We start from the raw sequence: 20171 nt of genomic DNA, 5'->3' as shown, positions 1-20171 counted from the left end.
GAACTGAAGGCTCCCAGCGCCGAGATGCGCCCGCTGCGGCCGATCAGTGCACGAGTGTGAGCACCGTCTCGGACTTGGGTCCGCGGGCCTTCACGGTCCGAGCCTGCAGCCACGCCTCGAAGCGGTCCTCCGGCAGCGGCCGGGAGATCAGGTAGCCCTGCGCGATGTCGCACCGCATTCCGACGAGCTGATCCCGGGCGGCGTCGTCCTCGACGCCCTCGGCGACGACGACCAGGTCCAGCGAGTGCCCGAGTTCCACGATGGTGCGCACCACGGCCATGTCGCTGAGGTCGGTGCCCATGCCGAGCACGAAGCTCTTGTCGATCTTCACCTCGTCCACCGGCAGCGTCCGCAGGTACGCCAGCGAGGAGTAGCCGGTGCCGAAGTCGTCCACGGCCAGCACCACGCCCAGCGCGTGCAGCCGCCGCAGCACCGGCATGGACCGCTCCGGCTCCTCCATCACCGAGGACTCGGTGAGTTCGAAGGTGAGCAGTTCCGGCGGCACGTCGTGGCGCAGCAGCGCCTCGGAGACCCGGTCCGGGAAGGACTCGTCGTTGAGGTTGCGCACCGAGAGGTTCACCGCGACCGACATCCGCAGGTCCCGGTCCATCCACTCCCGCACCTTGATCAGCGCGCGTTCCATCACGAAGGACGTGAGCGCGTCGACCAGGCCGGTGGCCTCCACGACCGGCACGAACTCGTCCGGGTCGAGGCGCCCGTACTCCGGGTGCCACCAGCGCACCAGCGCCTCCGCGCCGACGACCTGCCTGCCCGGCAGCGCGACCTTCGGCTGGTAGTGCACCTCGACCTGCCCGGTGTCCAGCGCCTGGCGGAACTGGGTGACCAGCTGGAAGCGCCGCAGGAACACCTGGCCCATCGCCGGGGCGTAACCGCGCACCACGTCCTTCGCGTTGCGCGCGGCCCGCACCGCCACGTCGGCATGCTGCAGCAGCGTGTCGATGTCGTTCTCGTTCTCCGCGTCGCTCGGCGCCGACGAGGAGTAGCCCGCGACGCCGCCGGCCTCCACGACCAGCCGGTCCAGCGGGTACGACTCGCCGATCACTTCGCAGAGCCGCTCGCCTACCGCGTGCGCCTGCTCCTCGGTGTGATCGCTGAGCAGCACCGCGAACGAGTTGGCCTCCAACCGCGCCAGCGGCACCTCGGGGCCGAGTTCGCCGAGCATGCGCTGCCCGGCGGCCACCACGATGCGGTCGCCCCAGGTGTAACCGAGCGCCTCGCTGACCGTGGTGAGCAGGTCCAGGTCCACCCGCAGCACAACGGCGGTCCGCCCGGCGCGCAGTTCCTCCGCCGCCATCTCGCGGAAGCCCGCGCGGTTGAGCAGGCCGGTGAGCAGGTCGTGGTAGGCGTCGTGGCGCAACCGCGCCAGCAGCCGCCGGTTGTCCATCGCGGTCGCGAGGTGGCTGGCGAGGGTGTGCAGCAGCCGCACGTCGGCGCGGCCGAACCCGCGCCAGCGGCTGACCCGGTCGTGCGCTTCCACGGCACCGAGCAGCTGGCTCGCCCCGCGCAGCGGCACCACCAGGGACTCGTAGGCGCCGCGCATCCGCAGCGCGCGGCGCACCTCGTCGGGTGCTTCGAGGGTGCGGAAGGAGCGGACGTGGCTGCCGGGCAGTTGCAGCAGCGGGTCGTCGCGCAGGGCGTGCGGCCCGGCGATCCGGGCGGCCTCCGGGAGCGGTTCGCCAGCGACGAGCGTGCTCACCTCACCGCGCGGGTCGAGGCGCAGGCGCAGCACGACGCGGGTGGCGTTGAGCTGTTCGCGGATGCGTTCGGCGACGGGTTCCCACTCGCTGACGGAAGTGGTGTTCTCCTCCGGTTCGGAGGGGTTGCGCACGGCGGCCTGGCCGGACCGGGCGACGCTGAGGCTCACGTCGCTGAGCGCTTCCAGGTCGCGCTGTTCCCGCAGCAGTCCGGAGTAGGCGCGGTAGAGACCGACGACGGCGACGGCGACCAGGGCCACCAGCAGCCAGCCCCAGCGGGTGCTCTTGGCGACCTCGTAGCCGATCAGCCCGACGGAGGTGTTGAGCAGGCCGACGGCCAGCGTGCGCACCGAGAGCCGCCCGGCGGCGCTGACCCGCATCGCGCCACCGAGCACGTGCAGCGCGGCCAACGCGAAGGCGCAGCTGATCAGCGGGGAAGTCAGGGTGCCCAGGACCGGCCCGAACCACTCGGGGGCCAGTTCGGGCAGCGCTCGCTGCACCGCGGTGGCGACCGCGAACGGGACCGCGATCTCCAGGCACATCACGCCCGCGTTGTAGACGACGTGGGTCGCTGCTCGACGCCCGACCTGGGCGCCGAGCCCGGCCAGCAGGTTCGCCGCGAGCACCACTTCGAACGGCGCGGTGAGCAGTCCCAGGATCAGCGGGATCTCGGTGAACGAGATGGTCCAGCCGACGCGCTTCACGTCGACGTCGATGGTGAGCTGTTCGGCGACGAGGAAGCCGATGGCCAGCAGCGGGCCGATGTAGAGCAGGCTCGCGTCGTAGCGGAAGTCCAGCCAGGACGAGGTGAGGCCGGAGACCAGCAGGCCCACCAGCAAGGTGCCGAGGGAGAAAGCGGTGAAGACCCGCCTGCGCGCCGGATCCACCTCGGCCCGCACCGGCGGGCGCGGGGTGTCCAGCGTCGCCTCCGGATCGAGGGTGTGGTGACTCTCGATCATCCACCCTCCTCCTGTCCGGCGACACGAATGTCGCACCGGATTGCCGAGCCGATCGTGACTCACGACGGGCACGATTGGCCAGGGCCGAGTTGCCCGCCGAACGCCGTCAAGATCTTTTTTCCTGGGGCGCGTTGTGCGATGGGCGATCTGGTCACCTGCACGGATATCGAACTGACCAGCGCCTTCGACCCGGCCCATCCTGGCGGGTCGAGTGGCGAGTTGTCGCCGGGAACCCGCGCCGCGCGATGTGAAAAAGGCCGCAGCAACCGATCAGTGACCATGCGGAGAGTATCCAGGAAACACGATCAGTGACCGCAGTTCCGTCAATTGGAGCAACGGCTCACGCCAAACCTAGTTCGTCTACGTAATCACGCAAGGCACGATCCAGATCGGCCAGCCCCGACTCCTCCGTCGGCAGGTGCCCGGCCCCGTGCAACGAGGCGAACCGACCGGCCGCACCGAGCCGGTCGAAGAACTCGCGGGACAGCCGCGGAGGCGTCCAGCGGTCTTCCGCCGGGTGCGCCAGCAGGACCGGTGGTCCCGCGTAGTCCTCCGGTTCCACCGCCGGGGCGGAGACCAGGAAGCTGCGCAGGAATCCCAGCGACATCCAGTTCCCGCCGCCCAGCGGGTCCGCCCAGATCGCGTGCGCGAACTGGGCGTGGTTCGACATCGCGGCGATGTTCACCAGCCACCGCACCGGCGCCCACGCCGGTGGCAGCGGCAGCGGAACCGAGCCCGGCAGCAGCCCGAGCAGCCCGGCCCACCGGCCCAGTTCCGGGGTGGTCGCCAGCATGCGACGCACGTCTTCCCGGCGCGCATCCGCGAGCCCGGTCGCCACGACTCCCGCGACCGAGCCGTCGGTGCCTGCGCGTGCGGCGACGTCGTAGGCCAGCCGCCCAGCGGACCCCACCCCCATCAGGACGATGGGGCGCTCATCCGTTCGCCGCTCCGCAGCGACGAGGTCCGTCACACAACGCAGCCACCCGTCGTAGGTCACCTGCCGCAGACCGCTGGCGGTGAGCCCGAAACCGGGCAGGTCGGGCGCGAGGAACTCCAGATCGGCGAGCGCGGGCAGCCTGCCGTACGGCATCAGCATCCGGCCGTAGCCACCGATGCCGTGCAGCGCGATGAGCTTCGCCGGGGCGTTCGGGCGCGGGAACCGGTCCAGGTGCACCCGTCTGCCGCGCCAGGACCACCAGCTCTCCACCGGCAGGCCATCACCCGTCGGCAACGCGGCGGGCTCCCCGTCCGGACCGCGATCCAGATCGCCGTCGAAGCTGAGTCCGCTCGGGAAGTACTCCTGGTAGCGGAGCCAATGCCGGTGCTCCGCGTAGGTGGGACCGACGACGATGTCGGATCCTGGTTCGGAAACTGCTCGCACACCTCGAAAATACGGAGTGGCCAACCTGATGCGCATCAGCCATGAGCAGGCACGCTACTGGTTCAGCGCGGCGCGAGTGGCCCGGTTGGCGACGGCCGATCCGGGTGCTCGGCCGCACCTCGTCCCGGTGACGTTCGCGGTCGACGGGGACGTGGTGGTGACCGCCGTCGACCACAAGCCGAAGTCGACCACGGCTTTGCGCCGACTCCGCAACATCGAGCAGAACCCGCAGGTCACATTGCTGACCGACGACTACTCCGAGGACTGGGAGCAGTTGTGGTGGGCGCGCGCGGACGGCATCGCAGAGCTCGCCCCGGCCGCATCGCACCCGGAGTGGGTCGAGGCGCTCGCCGCGAAGTACGAGCAGTACCGACAGCGGCGCCCGCACCTGACGCTCATCGTCGTGCGGGTCCGGCGCTGGAGCGGCTGGAGCGCCGGCGGTGATCACTCTCACGATTAGCCGGACCGGGCGCTACGCGATCGGCCTACGAAATCCACCCGTTCGCGACCCCCGGGGCCCCCAACCACCACCAGCGGCGACAAACCCACCTCACCCCACCAAGTAGAAGCGGTGGCCCTGGTCGTCCGCGCACGTGGCGAGGCGCCCGTACGGCATGTCCTGCGGTTCGCCCGCTTCGCCACCGTGTTCCCGCACCCGGTCGAGAGCGGCGTCGAGATCGTCGGTCCGGAAGCACAAGTGCACGTCGTGGGGCTGTCCGCCGTGCAACCCGGCCATGGGCCGCACGTCCTCGATCTGCCAGCCATCCTCGACGCCGCCCGCCGCGAACCGCCAACCGAGCACGGCGCCGTAGAACTCCTTCGCCAGCGCCGAATCCGGTGTGGTGATGGTGATGTAGTCGATGTCGCCGGGCCGCGATTCCCGGGGAAATTCCGGTGCGGGCGCCGTCCGATCCGCCGCGGCCTGCTCCGGCGGCGTCATGATCTGCCAGCGGTGGCCGAACGGGTCTTGGAACCGTCCGGACCTGCCGTACGGGTGGTCTTCGATGTCTCCGACCGCCGTCGCACCGTGTTCTCGCGCGCGCAGCACGACGGCGTCCACATCGGGCACTGCGAGGTGGAGGTTGACGCTCGGCCCACCCCGGTTCGCCGGGCCGACCATGTCGATCTCCGGGAACTCGTCGGCGAGGAAGAGCACGGTGCCGCCGAGGTCCAGTTCGACGTGGCCGAGCCTGCCGTCGTCCATCACGTACGGCTCGGCCCGCAGCCGAGCTCCGAACACTTCGCCGTACCAATCGATGGCGTGCCGCGCGCCGGGCACGGCGAGGTACGGGGTCAGCGTCGCCCCGACTCCCTCGGTGACGTCGGCGTGCCGGGTGGATTCGGTGCTGGTCATGGTTGCTCCCGGGTCGTCGAGCAGTGCCCGTTCCAGCTGCTCGCGCAGCCGCTCGGTGAACCGCGGCGACGGTTCGGCGGGCACGATCGGCTCGCGAAGAGCGTCGAAGGGATCGGTCATCGCTCTCGCCCTCCCCTGGTGCCCTGCGCGTCGCCGGCGGTCTCGTAGTCGCGGCGGAATGCCGCTCTGGCCCGGACCAGCAGCGCTTCGGTGGCGTGCACGGTCCGGCCCAGGTGTTCGGCGACCTCCGGAACCGGGAGTCCGTCGAGGTAGCGCAACGTCAGCGCCGCCCGGTGGTGCGGTCCGAGCCTGCCCAGCACCTCCCGTGCCCACAACGCGTCCAGCCGGACGTCCCACGGGTCCTCGACCTGTGGTTCCTCCTGCCCGAGCCGTTCGAGCCCGAGCCGTTCCCGCCCGACCGCCCGCCAATGATCGGCGAGCTTGTGCCGGGCGATCCCGACCAGCCACGCCACGCTCGGAGCCTGCCCCGGACGTTCCCTGGCGGCCTTCACCGCCGCCAGGAACGTGTCGGCGGCCAGGTCTTCGCTCAACGCGTGGTCCCCGGTTCGGCCGAGCAGGTAGCCGTACACCTGCGGCAGCGCCTCGTCGTACAGACCGAGCAGCGCTGCCGCGGGATCCGGTTGCACCTGCGGTCGCCTCACACCCTCATAGTCGTTCGGGAGGGTGCTGCTCCGACGCCCTCGGTCCTGATTCGTTCGGGTGACGTCGCGTCGGAGCCCGCACGCACCGGACGCGCGACTCGATCCGAACGGGCTCGTAAGCTGCCGCACGTGTCGGATGAGCAGGTGCCCACGGCCGAGCTGTCCCGCTTGGCGGTCGCGTTGGACGTCGTCGATGCGCGGGCCGAGCTCAACCACCGCTACCGGCGGCTGATCACCGACTCGCGGACGGCGCTGGAGGCTTCGCGGATCCGGATCACCCAGGCCCGCGGGATCGCGAAGAAGCTGATGGTGCTGGTGAAAGCAGCCGGCCCCGGGTTCGTCGACGGACTCCCGGAAGCCGAGCGGACCGCGGTGCGGGACGGACTCGCCCAGGCCGACGAGCTGATCCACCGCGGTTGATCACACGGCCGCTCACCCGGCGGCGAAGCGGTCGGTGACCGCGACCAGCTCCGCCGCCACCGCACCACCACCGTGCCCGGCGTCGTCGATGAGCCGCAGCTGCGCATCCGGCCAGGCCCGCGCCAACCGCCAGGCGATGTCGGGGGGACTGCTGACGTCCCGCCTCCCGTGCACCAGCGCCCCCGGGATCCCGGCGAGCCGCTCCGCGCCCCGCAGCAGCTCGACGTCCGCGAACCACGCGCCGTGCCGCCAGTAGTGCGTGACCAGCCGCGCGAACGTCATCCGGAAGTCCGGGTCGTCGTAGCGGGGATCCGGGCGCGCGTGCCCCACCTCGACGTGCGCCTCTTCCCACCGGCACCAGTCCCGCGCGGCACGCACCCGCACCTCCGGGTCCGGGGCGTGCAGCAGCCGGTCGTAGGCGTCGACGAGCCGTCCGTCCCGTTCCGCTTCGGGAACTCCGGCGTGGAAGCGGTCCCACTGCTCCGGGAACACGCACGCCATGTCCTGCGTGATCCATTCGACTTCGCGGTGGGTCGTCGTGCAGACGCTGAACAGCACCAGTTCGGTGACGCGTTCCGGGTTCCGCCGCGTCCGAATCGCGGCAGCGGCCGATCAGGGCGGAATTCGCACTGTCGTTCGCAGCCCCGCACCCCTCATACTTCCAGTGCTCGACGTCTGAGATGAGGAGGTTCCGGTGAGTCCGGAACGGCAATCGCACCTGGACCTGGCCGGCCTCACCGGCGATCCGGACACGAGCGGCCCCAACGCGGCCCGGATGTACGACTACTACCTGGGCGGTTCGGCGAACTTCGCCGTGGACCGCGCCGCCGCGGAGGAGCAGATCGCGACGCTGCCCAGCGTGGCCACCACGGCGCGCGCGAACCGGGCGTTCCTCGGCCGCGCGGTGCGGCTGTGCCTGGACCTCGGCGTGAACCAGTTCCTCGACCTCGGCTCCGGAGTCCCCACCGTGGGCAACGTGCACGAGATCGCGCACCAGATCGACCCGACGGCGCGGATCGCCTACGTGGACCGCGAACCGATCGCCGTCGCCCACGCCCGCCGCCTGCTGCGCGACGAGTCGCGGGTCTCGGTCACCCAAGCCGACCTGACCTCCCCGCGGACGGTGCTCACGGCGCCAGGTGTGACCGAACTGCTGGACTTCACCCGGCCCATCGCCGTGCTCGCGATCAGCGTGCTGCACTTCGTGCGCGACGAACAGGACCCGGCGGCGGTGCTCGCGACCTACCGCGACGCCTGCGTTTCCGGGAGCGTGCTCGCGCTGTCGCACACCACGACCGAGAACCTCGCCCCCGCCACCGTCGACCGCGGCCTGGCCATCTACCAGCGCACCTCCACGCCGGTCATCCCCCGGCCCATCTCCGAGGCGCCCGCACTGCTCACGGGCTACGACGTCCTCGCCCCCGGCCCGGTCCGCGTCACCGAATGGCGCCCCGACGTCGAACCCGACCCGGACTCCGCCGAACCCGTCGCCAACACCTGGGCCGCGTTCGGCATCCTCCCCTGAGCCCACGTACGGGGTGCGTCCCGCGACCGCCTCCGCCGATAGCTGCGGCGCCACGTCGTCACCGAATCGCGGAAACCCCTGAACACCATTTCGAGCACTCCGATAACGGCCGCAAAATAGGGCTGGCGCGCTAGTCGATACCGAGGAACTCATTTCCTCCACCTTTGACGCTTGGGGTGCGCGAAGGCATGAACGGGGATCTAGCCGCCGCTGCCTACTGCGGTGCGGAGCCGTGCCAGACGGCCGACCGCTCGGCGGAGACGGAGGTCGAGGCGGTGCGACAGCGGGCGAGGCCCTGTTCGGCGACCGGTGACATCTCGGGACGCCTACCAGTGAAAGCGCCCTTGAGCAACCGCACTTGGTGCCGGGCGGAATTCACCGTGTGAAAAGATCGGCGCCATGGGAAACAACGTCTACTTCGACATCACGATCAACGGCGAGCAGGCTGGCCGAATCACCTTCCAGCTGTTCGACGACACCGTCCCCAAGACCGCGCAGAACTTCCGCGAACTGGCGACCGGCCAGCACGGCTTCGGCTACCAGGGCTCCGGCTTCCACCGCGTCATCCCCCAGTTCATGCTCCAGGGCGGTGACTTCACCGCGGGCAACGGCACCGGCGGCAAGAGCATCTACGGCGGCAAGTTCGACGACGAGAACTTCAGCATCAAGCACACCAAGCCCGGCCAGCTGTCCATGGCCAACGCGGGCAAGAACACCAACGGATCGCAGTTCTTCATCACCACCATCGCCACCACCTGGCTGGACGGCAAGCACGTCGTGTTCGGCGAGGTCGTCGACGGGATGGACGTCGTGACGGCGATCGAGAAGCTGGGTTCGTCGAGCGGCGCCCCCAAGGCCGAGATCACGATCGCCGAGTCCGGCACCCTCTGATCCCGCACAGCCGCGCGAGGAACCCCGCGCGGCTCGCCGGTCTCGGCCCGCCCCAGGGCCGAGACCCGCTCGGGCCCCCAGCTCCACGGCCCGGCTCCGGCACGGAATCCGGTCACCGGGAGCCGGCCAGAGCACAACGCAGAACGACCCGGTGGCCCTGTTCGTACAGGTCACCGGGCCGTTTCGGCTGGTGCGCCAAGTGGAGGGTTCGAACCTCCGAAGCTTGCGCGGCTGATTTGCAGGGTGCTTCCTGCAAAGCTTCGAAGTGCCGAAACTTCGTGGCACGGGTCAATGCGACCGACGAAAGGCTGCCCAGCCAAGCGGCAGGGCTCGCGCTTCCAAGCTCGGAGCGGGCCTGTTCACTGATGTCCGCAGCCGTCGTTTCGGCTGGCGAGGCACTCCCCCGCGCTGAGGCGAACGCGGGTGAACTCCGACGAGTGCAACCGCACCGCTCCCCACCACTACGTAGCCCAGCTGAGCGGCGCGCGAATCGCCCGAATGCAAAACCGGCTTACCGACGATCCCTGTGGCCGGTAGCCCCCTGCCACCTCGACCACGTTCAGTTCGCTACGCAGGTGCGGCCTGTCCTGTAAGTGATCTCTTGGCCTGGGCGGATGCACGGGGATCGTCCGATAGCGGTCACTCTCGAGGACGGCTGCTGTCGCCGTCACAGCAGCCGGTGGTGCCGCTGGCCTTTTCTGCCGGGTAGCCGGGATGCTCATCGCTGCTCTCCCACGGGTGTCTACTGCTGCGGGGACTGCTCCGCGGTGTGGCGAGCTCGGAGTCGTCGGGTGATCAGTCGGCCGAGCAGCCCGATCGCGAACACGGCCAGTCCTGCCAGAACGGCGGTTGGGGGCAGGGTGGCGGCCAGGGTCAGGCAGCCGAGCACGCCGAGGACGTTGAGCGCCCGGGGCCACCGGCGGTGCTCGGGTGGTTGGGCAAAAGCGGCGGCGTTGGCGATGGCGTAGTAGACCAGCACCCCGAAGCTGGAAAAACCGATCGCGCCCCGCAGATCGGTGGTCAGGACCAAGGCGATGACGATGGCGGCGACGGTGAGTTCGGCGCGGTGCGGGACCTGGTAGCGGGGGTGCACAGCGGCCAGGGAGCCCGGCAGGTCGCGCTGGCGGGCCATGGCCAGGCTGGTGCGCCCGACCCCCGCGATCAAGGCGAGCAAGGCGCCGAGGCTGGCTGCCGCGGCGCCGATGCGGACCACGACGGTCAGTGAGCCGTATCCGGCCGTGGTCATGGCCTCGGCCAACGGAGTGGTGGCTGTGGCCAGCTGCTGCGGACCGAGCACCAGCAACATCACCGCGCCGATGGCGGCGTAGATCACCACGGCCAGCGCGAGGGCGGTCAGGATCGCCCGGGGGATGGTGCGGGCGGGGTCGCGGACCTCTTCGCCGAGGGTGGCGATGCGGGCGTAGCCGGCGAAGGCGAAGAACAGCAGCCCGGCAGCTTGCAGGACGCCGAGGAGACCGTGTGGGAATCCGCCCGCAGCGGTGGCCAGTCGGCCGGGGTCGGCGGCGGTGGCCGCCAGCACCGTGACGACGGTCAAGACGAGCACGACCACGGCCAGCAGCAGGCGGGTCAGGGCGGCGGTGCGGGTGATTCCGGCGTAGTTGACCGCCGCCAGCACCACGACTGCACCCACCGCGGCGAGGCGCTCGTGGCCGGGGACGGCGTAGGCGGCGAAAGTCAGTGCCATGGCCGCGCAGCTGGCGGTCTTGCCGATCACGAATCCCCACCCGGCGGCGAACCCCCACCAGTGTCCGAGGCGTTCGCGGCCGTAGACGTAGGTGCCGCCTGAGGTGGGATACGCCGCGGCCAGCTGTGCGGAGCTGGCCGCGTTGCAATAGGCGATCACCCCGGCGAGGCCCAGTGCCGGCAACAGGCCGGTTCCCGCTGCTGCGGCGGCGGGCGCGAACGCGGCGAACACCCCGGCACCGAGCATCGAACCGAGTCCGATCACGGTGGCGTCCACGGTGCCCATCCGTCGGGCCAGTCGCCCGGAGTCAGGGGTGGAATTCACGCACGCACTCGCTTCTGCTCATCACACGGCACCTTGACCCATACCCCGCGAACCTGGCAACGAATCGGTTCGGCAGCTCGGCGGAAAACAGGAACGGGGCGAGAGCCCTGCGCGAGCAGCCCAGGTGCCCGATTCCGGGGTGAGCGCCTATGCGGCGCCGTTGTGCTTCGCACTGCTGTCGCTTCGCCCACTGCGTCCATGTAGCCGTCGACGGCGTCCCGGTTCCGGGTGAGGCAGTCGATGCGGGCCGTCATCCGGGCGCGCTCCCGCGCAAGGCGTGCCGGCAGGTCCGGGTCGGCGTCCTCGACCACGATCGTGCGTGGCTTCCGTCAGCTTCGCGAGCTCTCCGATACGCACGCGGCTCCCCTTTCACGACCTCGTCCGACGCGCATGACGAGATCTTGACGCACCCAGCCGCCGGAAATCGGGTCGGCGCGGCTCTCGGGCCGTGGCCAGGGATTGGCCGGAACCAGCCGTGCGGAGACGGTAGCGGCCGGGCAACGCAAACGGCCGGCGACCCAGTTAGTGCTGGTCACCGGGCTGTTGTGGCTGGTGTGCCAGGTGGAGGATTCGAACCTCCGAAGCTTGCGCGGCTGGCAGACCACGCGACGCGGGGCGCTGACCAGTCGAATTCCAGGTTGCCCTGGGCGCAGATTCAGCACAGCACGGGGCTTGCCCCTGTTTACTCCTCGGTACGGCCCGTGCGCCAGAGGTTTTTCCGAAGCGGTGGGACTCCGTGTCACGCCTGCGTAGAGGCCAATCGACGTTCTTGCTTTTCAGGTCCGCGAAGGTGGACTCAGCGGGGATCAGCACATCGGATACGTGGTGGCCACAGGCGTGCGCACACGGTGGCGGACCGTCCTGAACTCTAACGAACGAAACCAAGAACGAGCCCAGCAACGCCCGTCATTACCAGCCGCATTCGGAACACAGGGCCCCAACAAAGAGCCGATCGGCATCATGCACACTAAACCACCGCACCCTGCGGAAACTCCTCGTGTGATCATTACCGGTACTCGACGAGTGCCCCCAATACCGGCCCGCTAATGTCCGGCGCCTCCGGTTGCAGCCCGAAATAGTCACAGGCGACCTGAAGCAGGTCCACCCGCCCGTCGCTGAGGTCCTCGGGTGCCTCGTCGTCCTCGTCCAAGGGCTTGAGGGCATCGTAGGTCAGCTCGACCAGCCGACCGGCCAGTTCCGCATCGCCGCCTTCGACAACCTCTGGCTCGTCACCATCGATGGAGGCCACTTGCTGACCGTCCCGGAAGATGCTCAGCTCCTCCTTGAGGCTGGTGGGGCTGAGGTAAACGTTGACGGCCTCCGTGCCCCGGGACACCGACCCGGCCCACTCTGGCGAGCGCCCTCGATACCCGACGTCCTCGACCAAGACGACGTGCTCGCCCATGACGAACGCGGCGACAACACCATGGCTGACGTGGGCAGGCTCAGGCTCACGAAGCTCAGCCGTGAACTCGGGCCACGTGGCGGCCCGGATGGCCGCATCGCTGACACCTAGACGATGCAGAGCCTCACGTGGCCGCACTCCCCGCGCCAGGGTGATGCAATAACCCTCTTCAAGGTCCAGCCCGGACTCGCTCACCCAATTCGACGAGTAGCCAGCATCCGCTGATGTCACCATCTTGCCTCCTTGAAGACCTGTCCGATTCCGCACCAGCAAGAGCAAACACCTGCGAACAAGATCATTTAGGCGACGGTCGGGGTGATGTCTGCCAGTTCGCCCTTGTCCGGATTCGGTTCTTGGGCAGCCCCCGGATGGCTCAACAGCCGCCGTGTCGCGACAAAGCCGACGCATCACTCCGCGAGCAGCACAGGCTGTTCAGGAGGCGCGAACGGGTACCGATGCCGGGAAGGCACAGGGGCTTCGACAGGTGCGGCTGCTCAGAGCTGATGGCGGTACGGCGGCGAGACCGCGTCTCGACAACCAGTCCCCGAGCTGCTCGGCGACTCCGAGCTGTGGCACGCATTCGGCACAGACACCCGTCAACGGCCGCAGTCAGCCGGACACGACCGGACAACGCAAAACGGCCCGGTGACCCTGTTCTTGCAGGTCACCGGGCCATTTCGGCTGGTGTGCCAGGTGGAGGATTCGAACCTCCGAAGCTTTCGCGGCTGATTTACAGAGTGCTGCCCATGGAGCTCTGACGTGCAAGTATTCTTCAGCACGGCCCCGCTTAGCCATCGATTGACCAGGCGCCCTCTGCTAGGCACCAGAGTTCCCCACGCTGGCCCGCGCCTAATCCGCTTGCGTAGGAGAGGCTCGCTTGAGCCTAGGCAGCCGTCGGCAACCTAACCCCGTAGAGGTTCATAGGCTTAGCCGCTGGGTGAGGCTCGGCCAGGTAGGGACGACCCGAGCACAGAGCGGTATGTTAAGGCAGCACAAGACATGTCGCAGAGGAGGCCAGAATGCGTGATCGGGATGTTCGGACATGTCTTACCTCGCACCTACGAGCCGAACACCCCGAATCGGACACACTATTTGTCGACGAGCTCGATCTTGGCGGGCTTGTCCGTGTCGACCTTGCGGTTGTGAATGGTTCGTTCTGGGGCTACGAGATCAAGAGCGCACGAGATAATTTGCGACGCTTGCCGAGCCAGGTCCAAGTTTACTCAAGGACACTCGATCGGGCTGCGCTCGTTGTAGCCGAATGTCACGCAACTAAAGCCATCGAATTCCTACCCAATTGGTGGGAAGTGATCATAGCGACTGAAAATCAAGGCAGCATACAGCTAAACCAACTCAGAAGAGGAACACAAAATCCAGTCGTGGACCCGTGGTCCCTAGTTCAACTTTTGTGGCGCGAAGAGGCACTTGACGAACTTCAAAAAAGAGGCATAGACCGAGGTGTGCGCTCAAAGCCACGGCGCGAAATATGGCGCAGGATGACCGAAGAGCTCGACACATCAACAATTCAGGAGACCGTTAGAAATAGACTTAGGTCTCGGATTGGTTGGCGAGCTGGTCAGTGACAAATTTTAAGTGGTGATTCGTAGCCACCCGGCGCCAAACCTCGGGATTCCCTTTCTTATCGCCACCCTGATACACCTGGGCTATCCACGCATCCCCGGCTGAGTACTGTTCCCCGCGGAACTCGTCGGATTGCACAATAAGGCGCACCGGTGAGGTCACAGCATCACCGCCAACACGCTTGAACTGGCCACCCTTAGCAACCAGCCAGTCATCCTCTACCGTATATCGAATCTGCCCGCTTATAATTAAAAACCTGGGGTTAACTCCCAAACTAGGATCGGGATGCGCCACGCAGTAATCTGCAAAATCTGGCCGCCGCTTCCCCTGCAATGACAGCTGTTCGGCGACGCGCCGATAAAGCCCCCAGTCAGAACGCGAAACGCGGTAAATTTTATCTTTTTCTACCCCCGTCAAATCTTTAGGGAACGCGCCACCCGCCAGAGTGATCGACCGCCACTTGTCAGAATTCGGCAAGGCTAAGAACTCTCCCAGGGCGGCAGAAGTGGCCAGTTCAGAATTAGTATCGGCGCCCAGGTCAAGTATGAGGTCGACTTCGTCGGGAGTTGATCCCATAAGATCCATAATATCAGAAAGAGAAGATCGCCCCTCTGGCATCGAAGGCCACAACGATGGTTTTAGGCGCAAACAAAGACCCGTCCCGTATTCCCTGCAAGCATGACGGGAAGCATTTAAGTAGTCAGGGTTCCGATCTGGAGCTACGACAGGGACCAGATTGGAACCCAACTGGAGAGACTTTTCAATTAGTAAGGTTAACGGATGATCTTCAATAGATCCATCCAGCCACTCATCCAAATGTTCTAGGTCAATGAATGCACGTCGATCTGGCCAGCATGAATACAACTGATCTACAAGAGTTTCGACATGCTCGGACACTGTCTTCTTCCAGCATTCTTGATCATAGTCCCAATCACGTGGATGCACCGTAAAAAGTGGAGTAATTCGAGACTTGGATTCGGAATCGAGCTCACTCAACGCCGAACGCTCCCCTCGCCTAGTGAGGAGGATTGGAACATAGTTTACTTGGTCGTGCATTACTAACTCCCTACGGATCAACAGCTTGACTAAGCATCACCCACAGGACGTCATAATCACATAGCCTTACCGATGAGTGCAGCGTCCAAACAGATGACAACCGCAGACACACCCTCATGTCGATTATTGCTGCCGAAACGAGATTTTCATTCTTATGGACTAGTATCCGGGAAATTCAGTTACACGCGGTACTAGGCGGTAAATCAGGGTGCCGAAAACCACTCTTTTAGTCTAGTCCTGGTCTTTTGGCACCAAAGGCCGCTGTGCTGCCAAGCGTCAGGTCTAGCGCTCGCTCCTGCGTTCTTGCGCGAGTTTTCTCAACTCATCGCGAACCACATCCAGGTCGAACTTGTAGCGGCCGCCGGGCGTCACCAGCGCGGCGGAGATCAAGCCCTGATCCGCGTAGCGGCTGATGGAGCGGCGGGAGATTCCTAGCTCCTTCGCCAGCTCGCCAGAGGACAGCAGCCGCTTGGTCACGTGCTGAACGTATGGCTGCAGCGTGTCCTCTGCTGCCTCTCTGGCCTGCGTGGCCTCATTGGCCTTACAGTTGGCCTACTTGGCCTCAGTGTCCGTTTTGGGGGTGGCTGGTGGATCGCAGTACGTGGGTGGTCGGTGTCGGCGGGTGGATGTACGTGTGGCCGCACGGCCGGGAGGTTCAGGTCTACGGCGGGACGGAGTACGTCCGTCGGCTGACCGGGGAGGTTCGGGAGGCTGAACCGTTGCGGCGGGTTCCGGTGGGCCGGTTCCCGGCCTATGAGGACTTTCAGGAGTGGTGCATGGCCGATCGCCGCGAGCGTGAGGCTGCTTGCGCCCCTCCCGTCATCCCCCGCCGACCGGGAAACTAGCTCTCCGGTGATCTCAGGGCGCCATGAGAAGCCCTGTGCCGCGCACATCTTGGGCAGGGGTCTACCGCAGTCACGTGCACGTCAGGGCACGAACCGAAAGGTAGCGTGAGCACGCATGGAGTTGGTACAGCAAGCTGCCGAGACGGCCGAACGTTTCGTCGCGCCGCTTGGCCGGCGCTGGCTGCACGTTCGAGCCGTCGCCTCCCGCGCGGAGGAGTTACAGGAAGCCCTTCCGCCCGAGGATCGCGACACGCTCGTAGCGGCGGCGTGGCTGCACGACATCGGCTACTCCGAAGAGATCGGGCACACCCGCTTCCACCCGCTCGACGGCGCCCGCTACCTCCGCGAGCAGCATTGGCCGGAACGGATCGTGAATCTCGTGGCGCACCATTCCGGCGCTCGGTTCGAAGCCGCCGAACGGGGGCTTGAGCACGAGCTCGCCGAGTTCCCGTTCGAGGATTCCGCGCTGCTCGACGCGCTGGTGACCGCCGACCTCACGACCGGTCCCGCCGGGCAACGCCTGACCTACTCCGGCCGCATCGACGAGATCCTGAGCCGGTACGCGCCGGACGACCCCGTTCACCGCACCTGGGTCAAGGCCCGCCCGGTGCTCGCCGAAGCCGTTGCCCGGACGGAACAGCGGCTCGCCGAGGCTCAGCCCAAGTAGGGCTCCTTCCGGGTTCGGTCCAAGGCGTGGTCGATGCGCAGTCGCATCGACGTGTGGATGTTGAGCCGGTCCAGGTCCGTTGGGGCGACCCAGCGGACCGCCTTGGTCTCGCTGCCGTCTTCCCGCGGCTGGCCGCCGGTCCAGCGAGCCTCGAAGCACAACGAGAACTGTTGCCGCACTTCGCCATCCGTGTAGGCCATGACGTGGTTCGGGTCGGTGTAGGTGCCGACCAGGCGCACGACTTCGACGCTTAGGCCCGTCTCTTCCTCGACTTCGCGTACCACGGTGTCGGTGATGGACTCCCCCGCGTCATGGCCGCCGCCGGGCAGCGCCCACAGGTCGTTGTCGACCTTGTGGATCAGCAGCACCTCGCCAGCGGCATTGCGGATCACCGCCGTGACGGACGGAACCACCGAATTCGCCTTCGGCGCATCCGGGTCGTTGAAGTAGTCCACGCGGGCCACTGGCTTCTCCTCACAACGTGTCGGGTTCGGCTTCTTTCCAGACCCGCTCGAAGGACTGCGTGTAGTGCTCCCACATCGGCCCGTCGGGAACCTTCCGCAGGTGCATCACAGGGCATTCCCCGGCGAGCGCACCGTAAGCGTGTCCGTTGACGAGTAGCTGGTCATCGAAGCGGTAGATCGAGTTGTACAGGATCGTTCCGTGCGTGCGGACTTCAACGTTCGGCAGGCTGGAAACCTTGCTCAGGTACCGCCGCATCAGCTGGATACGGCCTTCCAGACCGCCTGTCGTGCCTTCCTCAACCGCGCGCTGGACCACAACCGGAGACGTCTCATCCCCCACGGCGAAGCGGAAAAGCGCGCCCTCCTCAGCTTTCTGCTTCACCAAGGGAAGAATGTCGTGCTGCTCGACGAGGAACTGACCGGAGAAGACCAGCACCTCCATGCGCTCCCGCACACCGGCGATGAGTTCTGTCCACAGCGCGAACGGCACCGCCGAGCGCGACGGGTAGAGGTGCACCAACTCGGTGCTGTCGCTGGACTGCGTGTGCAGGTCGTCCGCTAGCGAGGGCCAGAGCTGGACCTCGGCGACGCTGAGCAGCTCGGCGACCTCACGGCGGGTCTTCCGGTGCGGGACCCGTTCCTTCGTGATCCACCGCTCGGCGGTCTTCTGGTCGACGCCGACAGCCTTCGCGACTTCTTCGATCGTGAGGTTGACGGCGCGAATGGCTGCGCGCAGGCGCTCGTTCGCCACCCCGCCTCCAAGGGACGTTTCGGGACGTTCTTCGGGCGTTTTGGGACGCCCCAAGGGATCAGTCGGGACGGTATATCCCACTTGAGACGTCTGCAAGTGACCAGGAAATACCCGTGGGAACGTCCGCGAGATCTCGGTGAAATTGGTGCCAGCAAGGGAAAAGGCCAGCACCGCCACGGTGCGGACGAACCTAGGAGGCAGCAATGGCGAAGAACGCAATCCCCGGAGCCCCAAAGGCCGGCGGCGGCCCGCTCTCGAAGTTGATCGGCGCATTGTTCCTGTTCGCCGCGCTCGCGACGGTGATCCAAAGCCCGGTGGCGGCGGCCCACTTCGTGACGTCGGTGGCGGCGGGAGTTGGGAGCGCAGGCGAGTCCTTGATGACCTTCTTCGGTGAGGTCAGCTGATGCCGCGCAGCAGGTTCGCCTTGTGGGCGCGCTCAGCGAGCGTCGCGCGCTTCGATGTCGCTCAACTTGGTGCCGAGCTGCCGAACTTCCGCCCGGAGATCGTCGATCTCGGCGCGGGCATCGGTCAGCTCATGGGAGAGGCGAGCGACGTCGGACCGGAGAGTCCCGGTGTCTTCGCGCGAAACCTCTCCTTCGAGCACCTGGGCCAAGTGATCAGCGGGCCAGCGGAGCCCTTCGGAGATCGCCGCCAAGGTTCGCGGGCTCCGGCGGCGCGGCTCGTAGTTGTTCTGGAGCTGTCGCAGGGTCGCCGTGCTGACACCGGACCGCTCCGCTAGCTCTCGCTGGGTCAAGTCCAACTCGGCCAATCGGGTGTTGATGGCGGTCGCTACGGCGTCCCAGTGCTTGCCCACGTAAGCCTCCCTCGAACCCGCTACTACCAGCGCAAATCATAGCGCTTCAACCGATCAAGAGCCCACCTGCGCACGCGAACCTTCGGTTCAGCGGCATCGTCAACCTTGCGTAGCGCTACTAGTAGCGCTACTTTTATCGCCATCGCTTGAAAGGAGGCTGAGGGATGCCCCCTCACGACTACGACTTTTCCGCAACTGACCTGGCCTTTTGCGAGGCCGCTTTGCCTGAGTGGGATCGCCTGCACGTGCGGGATCACTGGGAGGCCGTGATCTCCGAGGAGTTGGGTTCGCCCGAGCCGCTGGTTGCGCCGTTCACCTGGTCGGAGATGGGTTCCGGTGAGCGGGTCCGGCTGCGTCGCTACCAACGGCGGGCCGGGAACACGGTGTTGCGCCTGGTCTCCGCGGCCGCCGAGGTTCCGGCGGTCGAGCTGGACGGGGAGGCCGCGTGATGGCCGTGCACCTCGAACCTGCCCTGGTCTTCGCCGCGACGCTGCCCGCGCTGCTGGTGGCGCATCACGTCGCTGATCACTGGTTGCAGACCTCGCACCAGGCGGCGAACAAGGGCCGCCCGGACTGGTTGGGCCGGTTCGCCTGCGCGAAGCACGTGGTGTCCTACACCGCCGCGACCGCCGGAACGATCGCGCTGCTGTGGGTCGTGCTCGGCCTACCGATCAGCCCGGCCGGTTTCGTCGTCGGCCAGGTCCTCAGCGCGATCACCCACTACTGGGCCGACCGCCGCCACACCCTCGCCGCGCTGGCGGACCGGGTCGGCAACGGCGAGTTCTACCGCTTCGGCGCACCCCGTACCGGCCGCGACGACAACCCGCACCTGGGCACCGGCGCCTACGCGCTCGACCAGTCCTGGCACTGGCTCTGGCTGGCCGTCGCCGCCTTGCTCACCGCCGTTCTCTGACCGCCCGAACACCAGGAGGAGCCATGTCCAAGAACGTCACTGTCCACATCGGAGGCCGGGCCTACACCGCCGACGACCTCGCCGAGGGCAAGCACTCCGAGGACCCGGGGATCACCGAGCCCAGCGGGCACGTCGTGAACGTCAATCGCGGCGGCGTGGTCGGTATCCAGGCCGGGGCCATCACCGGCGACATCACCTTCGACTGAACCCCACCGCCACCTGAAAGGGCACCGTCTTGTCTGAGATCACCAACGCGAGCCTGACCACCGACATCGTCCTGTTCGCCGAGTCCGGCGGCGTGCGCCACGTGCTGTTGATTCGCCGGGGCTGGGCGCCGTTCGCGGGGCATTGGGCGCTTCCGGGTGGCTATGTCGACAACGGCGAGCGGTTCATCACCGCCGCCCGCCGCGAACTGAGCGAAGAGACCGGCCTGACCACCGGGCGCTTGGACACGGTCGGCGTCTACGACGAGCCGGACCGCGATCCGCGCGGCCGTGTCATCTCCGTGGCGTTCACCGCGCTGCTGCCGACGATGCCGCCCGCGACCGCCGGAGACGACGCCAGGGACGCCCGCTGGATGCCCGTCGAGATCGCGCTGAGTCGCCGCCTGGCGTTCGACCACGACCTGATCGTGCGCGACGCGCTCAACCTGCTGTCCCGCTAGCGGTGCCCCCGGCCCAGCCATCCCGCCAAGAACGCGCTGGGCCGGGGCTCCCAACCCGTAGCTAACAAATTAGGA

General features: G+C 67.1%; 23 protein-coding genes. 11 read left to right on the top strand and 12 right to left on the bottom strand.

Features of this window, described 5'->3' with window-relative positions; all coding sequences use genetic code 11:
* Window positions 1-43 precede the first annotated feature (43 nt).
* Both OOZ19_RS01795 and OOZ19_RS01790 read right to left on the bottom strand, forming a co-directional pair.
* Window positions 44-2674, bottom strand: coding sequence for a putative bifunctional diguanylate cyclase/phosphodiesterase (locus tag OOZ19_RS01795; protein ID WP_184476228.1), 2631 nt, complete (start codon window positions 2672-2674; stop codon window positions 44-46).
* A 340-nt stretch (window positions 2675-3014) separates the two neighbouring features.
* Entirely contained in the window at window positions 3015-4055 is a 1041-nt protein-coding gene (locus tag OOZ19_RS01790; protein WP_266087449.1) for an alpha/beta hydrolase, read from the bottom strand.
* A 28-nt stretch (window positions 4056-4083) separates the two neighbouring features.
* On the opposite strand from OOZ19_RS01790, the gene OOZ19_RS01785 reads away from it, so the two are divergent.
* Window positions 4084-4515, top strand: coding sequence for a TIGR03668 family PPOX class F420-dependent oxidoreductase (locus OOZ19_RS01785; RefSeq protein ID WP_266087447.1), 432 nt, complete (start codon window positions 4084-4086; stop codon window positions 4513-4515).
* Between the two features lie 90 nt (window positions 4516-4605).
* On the opposite strand, the gene OOZ19_RS01780 is transcribed toward OOZ19_RS01785, so the two are convergent.
* Window positions 4606-5529, bottom strand: a complete 924-nt coding sequence (locus tag OOZ19_RS01780; protein WP_266087445.1) for a VOC family protein — start codon at window positions 5527-5529, stop codon at window positions 4606-4608.
* Entirely contained in the window at window positions 5526-6071 is a 546-nt protein-coding gene (locus OOZ19_RS01775; protein WP_266087443.1) for an RNA polymerase sigma factor, read from the bottom strand. The genes OOZ19_RS01780 and OOZ19_RS01775 overlap by 4 nt, the downstream gene beginning before the upstream one ends.
* 129 nt (window positions 6072-6200) lie before the next feature.
* Here OOZ19_RS01775 and OOZ19_RS01770 point away from each other — a divergent pair, with 129 nt between their 5' ends.
* On the top strand, window positions 6201-6491 hold the full coding sequence (locus OOZ19_RS01770; protein WP_266087441.1) for a hypothetical protein: 291 nt from the start codon (window positions 6201-6203) through the stop codon (window positions 6489-6491).
* Between the two features lie 12 nt (window positions 6492-6503).
* On the opposite strand, the gene OOZ19_RS01765 is transcribed toward OOZ19_RS01770, so the two are convergent.
* On the bottom strand, window positions 6504-7049 hold the full coding sequence (locus OOZ19_RS01765) for an alpha/beta hydrolase family protein (protein ID WP_266087439.1): 546 nt from the start codon (window positions 7047-7049) through the stop codon (window positions 6504-6506).
* Between the two features lie 136 nt (window positions 7050-7185).
* Between OOZ19_RS01765 and OOZ19_RS01760 the strand changes: the two genes are divergently transcribed.
* Window positions 7186-8016, top strand: a complete 831-nt coding sequence (locus OOZ19_RS01760; protein WP_266087437.1) for an SAM-dependent methyltransferase — start codon at window positions 7186-7188, stop codon at window positions 8014-8016.
* Between the two features lie 399 nt (window positions 8017-8415).
* Window positions 8416-8907 (top strand): peptidylprolyl isomerase, encoded by a 492-nt coding sequence (locus OOZ19_RS01755; protein WP_266087435.1) that lies wholly within the window; start codon window positions 8416-8418, stop codon window positions 8905-8907.
* 742 nt (window positions 8908-9649) lie between these two features.
* On the opposite strand, the gene OOZ19_RS01750 is transcribed toward OOZ19_RS01755, so the two are convergent.
* Both OOZ19_RS01750 and OOZ19_RS01745 read right to left on the bottom strand, forming a co-directional pair.
* On the bottom strand, window positions 9650-10897 hold the full coding sequence (locus tag OOZ19_RS01750; protein ID WP_266087766.1) for an APC family permease: 1248 nt from the start codon (window positions 10895-10897) through the stop codon (window positions 9650-9652).
* 1045 nt (window positions 10898-11942) lie between these two features.
* The gene (locus tag OOZ19_RS01745; protein ID WP_266087433.1) at window positions 11943-12575 is read right to left on the bottom strand and encodes a DUF6461 domain-containing protein; all 633 of its coding nucleotides are present in this window, start codon (window positions 12573-12575) and stop codon (window positions 11943-11945) included.
* Between the two features lie 785 nt (window positions 12576-13360).
* Between OOZ19_RS01745 and OOZ19_RS30065 the strand changes: the two genes are divergently transcribed.
* Window positions 13361-13924 carry a sce7726 family protein gene (locus OOZ19_RS30065; protein WP_416309377.1) on the top strand — a complete coding sequence of 188 codons (564 nt, stop codon included), beginning with the start codon at window positions 13361-13363 and terminating at the stop codon, window positions 13922-13924.
* Here the strand turns inward: OOZ19_RS30065 and OOZ19_RS01740 are convergent.
* Both OOZ19_RS01740 and OOZ19_RS01735 read right to left on the bottom strand, forming a co-directional pair.
* Window positions 13890-14978 carry a beta family protein gene (locus OOZ19_RS01740; protein ID WP_266087431.1) on the bottom strand — a complete coding sequence of 363 codons (1089 nt, stop codon included), beginning with the start codon at window positions 14976-14978 and terminating at the stop codon, window positions 13890-13892. The two genes, OOZ19_RS30065 and OOZ19_RS01740, sit on opposite strands and share 35 nt — an antisense overlap.
* Before the next feature lie 282 nt (window positions 14979-15260).
* Entirely contained in the window at window positions 15261-15455 is a 195-nt protein-coding gene (locus OOZ19_RS01735; protein ID WP_266087429.1) for a helix-turn-helix domain-containing protein, read from the bottom strand.
* 483 nt (window positions 15456-15938) lie between these two features.
* Between OOZ19_RS01735 and OOZ19_RS01730 the strand changes: the two genes are divergently transcribed.
* Complete coding sequence (locus tag OOZ19_RS01730) at window positions 15939-16490, top strand: HD domain-containing protein (RefSeq protein WP_266087427.1); 552 nt, start codon at window positions 15939-15941, stop codon at window positions 16488-16490.
* Here OOZ19_RS01730 and OOZ19_RS01725 read toward each other — a convergent pair.
* Window positions 16478-16954 carry an NUDIX hydrolase gene (locus OOZ19_RS01725; RefSeq protein ID WP_266087425.1) on the bottom strand — a complete coding sequence of 159 codons (477 nt, stop codon included), beginning with the start codon at window positions 16952-16954 and terminating at the stop codon, window positions 16478-16480. The genes OOZ19_RS01730 and OOZ19_RS01725 overlap by 13 nt on opposite strands.
* 10 nt (window positions 16955-16964) lie before the next feature.
* Window positions 16965-17705 carry a helix-turn-helix domain-containing protein gene (locus OOZ19_RS01720; RefSeq protein WP_266087423.1) on the bottom strand — a complete coding sequence of 247 codons (741 nt, stop codon included), beginning with the start codon at window positions 17703-17705 and terminating at the stop codon, window positions 16965-16967.
* 203 nt (window positions 17706-17908) lie between these two features.
* Between OOZ19_RS01720 and OOZ19_RS01715 the strand changes: the two genes are divergently transcribed.
* Entirely contained in the window at window positions 17909-18109 is a 201-nt protein-coding gene (locus tag OOZ19_RS01715; RefSeq protein ID WP_266087421.1) for a hypothetical protein, read from the top strand.
* Window positions 18110-18141: 32 nt separating this feature from the next.
* On the opposite strand, the gene OOZ19_RS01710 is transcribed toward OOZ19_RS01715, so the two are convergent.
* Window positions 18142-18519, bottom strand: a complete 378-nt coding sequence (locus OOZ19_RS01710; RefSeq protein WP_266087419.1) for a helix-turn-helix domain-containing protein — start codon at window positions 18517-18519, stop codon at window positions 18142-18144.
* 164 nt (window positions 18520-18683) lie between these two features.
* Between OOZ19_RS01710 and OOZ19_RS01705 the strand changes: the two genes are divergently transcribed.
* From OOZ19_RS01705 to OOZ19_RS01690, 4 genes are read left to right on the top strand one after another with little or no spacing between them, the layout of a single operon-like run.
* Window positions 18684-18968, top strand: a complete 285-nt coding sequence (locus OOZ19_RS01705; protein WP_266087417.1) for a hypothetical protein — start codon at window positions 18684-18686, stop codon at window positions 18966-18968.
* Window positions 18968-19432: a DUF3307 domain-containing protein gene (locus OOZ19_RS01700; protein ID WP_266087764.1), complete on the top strand. Its 465-nt coding sequence runs from the start codon at window positions 18968-18970 to the stop codon at window positions 19430-19432. Before OOZ19_RS01705 ends, OOZ19_RS01700 begins: the two co-directional genes overlap by 1 nt.
* 23 nt (window positions 19433-19455) lie before the next feature.
* Window positions 19456-19638: a hypothetical protein gene (locus tag OOZ19_RS01695; protein WP_266087415.1), complete on the top strand. Its 183-nt coding sequence runs from the start codon at window positions 19456-19458 to the stop codon at window positions 19636-19638.
* A gap of 29 nt (window positions 19639-19667) precedes the next feature.
* Entirely contained in the window at window positions 19668-20096 is a 429-nt protein-coding gene (locus OOZ19_RS01690; RefSeq protein ID WP_266087413.1) for an NUDIX domain-containing protein, read from the top strand.
* Window positions 20097-20171: the final 75 nt, after the last annotated feature.

The organism is Saccharopolyspora sp. NFXS83 (assembly GCF_026241095.1).
Classification (GTDB): Bacteria; Actinomycetota; Actinomycetes; order Mycobacteriales; family Pseudonocardiaceae; genus Saccharopolyspora_C.
This window is presented reverse-complemented; position numbering and strand designations above follow the sequence as displayed.

Bases quoted from the DNA above. Each gene is read 5' to 3' on its own strand.
- OOZ19_RS01795 (WP_184476228.1), bottom strand. From the start codon at position 2,674: ATGATCGAGAGTCACCACACCCTCGATCCGGAGGCGACGCTGGACACC.
- OOZ19_RS01785 (WP_266087447.1), top strand. From the start codon at position 4,084: ATGCGCATCAGCCATGAGCAGGCACGCTACTGGTTCAGCGCGGCGCGA.
- OOZ19_RS01780 (WP_266087445.1), bottom strand. From the start codon at position 5,529: ATGACCGATCCCTTCGACGCTCTTCGCGAGCCGATCGTGCCCGCCGAA.
- OOZ19_RS01755 (WP_266087435.1), top strand. From the start codon at position 8,416: ATGGGAAACAACGTCTACTTCGACATCACGATCAACGGCGAGCAGGCT.
- OOZ19_RS01750 (WP_266087766.1), bottom strand. From the start codon at position 10,897: ATGGGCACCGTGGACGCCACCGTGATCGGACTCGGTTCGATGCTCGGT.
- OOZ19_RS01745 (WP_266087433.1), bottom strand. From the start codon at position 12,575: ATGGTGACATCAGCGGATGCTGGCTACTCGTCGAATTGGGTGAGCGAG.
- OOZ19_RS30065 (WP_416309377.1), top strand. From the start codon at position 13,361: ATGCGTGATCGGGATGTTCGGACATGTCTTACCTCGCACCTACGAGCC.
- OOZ19_RS01740 (WP_266087431.1), bottom strand. From the start codon at position 14,978: ATGCACGACCAAGTAAACTATGTTCCAATCCTCCTCACTAGGCGAGGG.
- OOZ19_RS01730 (WP_266087427.1), top strand. From the start codon at position 15,939: ATGGAGTTGGTACAGCAAGCTGCCGAGACGGCCGAACGTTTCGTCGCG.
- OOZ19_RS01715 (WP_266087421.1), top strand. From the start codon at position 17,909: ATGGCGAAGAACGCAATCCCCGGAGCCCCAAAGGCCGGCGGCGGCCCG.
- OOZ19_RS01705 (WP_266087417.1), top strand. From the start codon at position 18,684: ATGCCCCCTCACGACTACGACTTTTCCGCAACTGACCTGGCCTTTTGC.
- OOZ19_RS01700 (WP_266087764.1), top strand. From the start codon at position 18,968: ATGGCCGTGCACCTCGAACCTGCCCTGGTCTTCGCCGCGACGCTGCCC.
- OOZ19_RS01695 (WP_266087415.1), top strand. From the start codon at position 19,456: ATGTCCAAGAACGTCACTGTCCACATCGGAGGCCGGGCCTACACCGCC.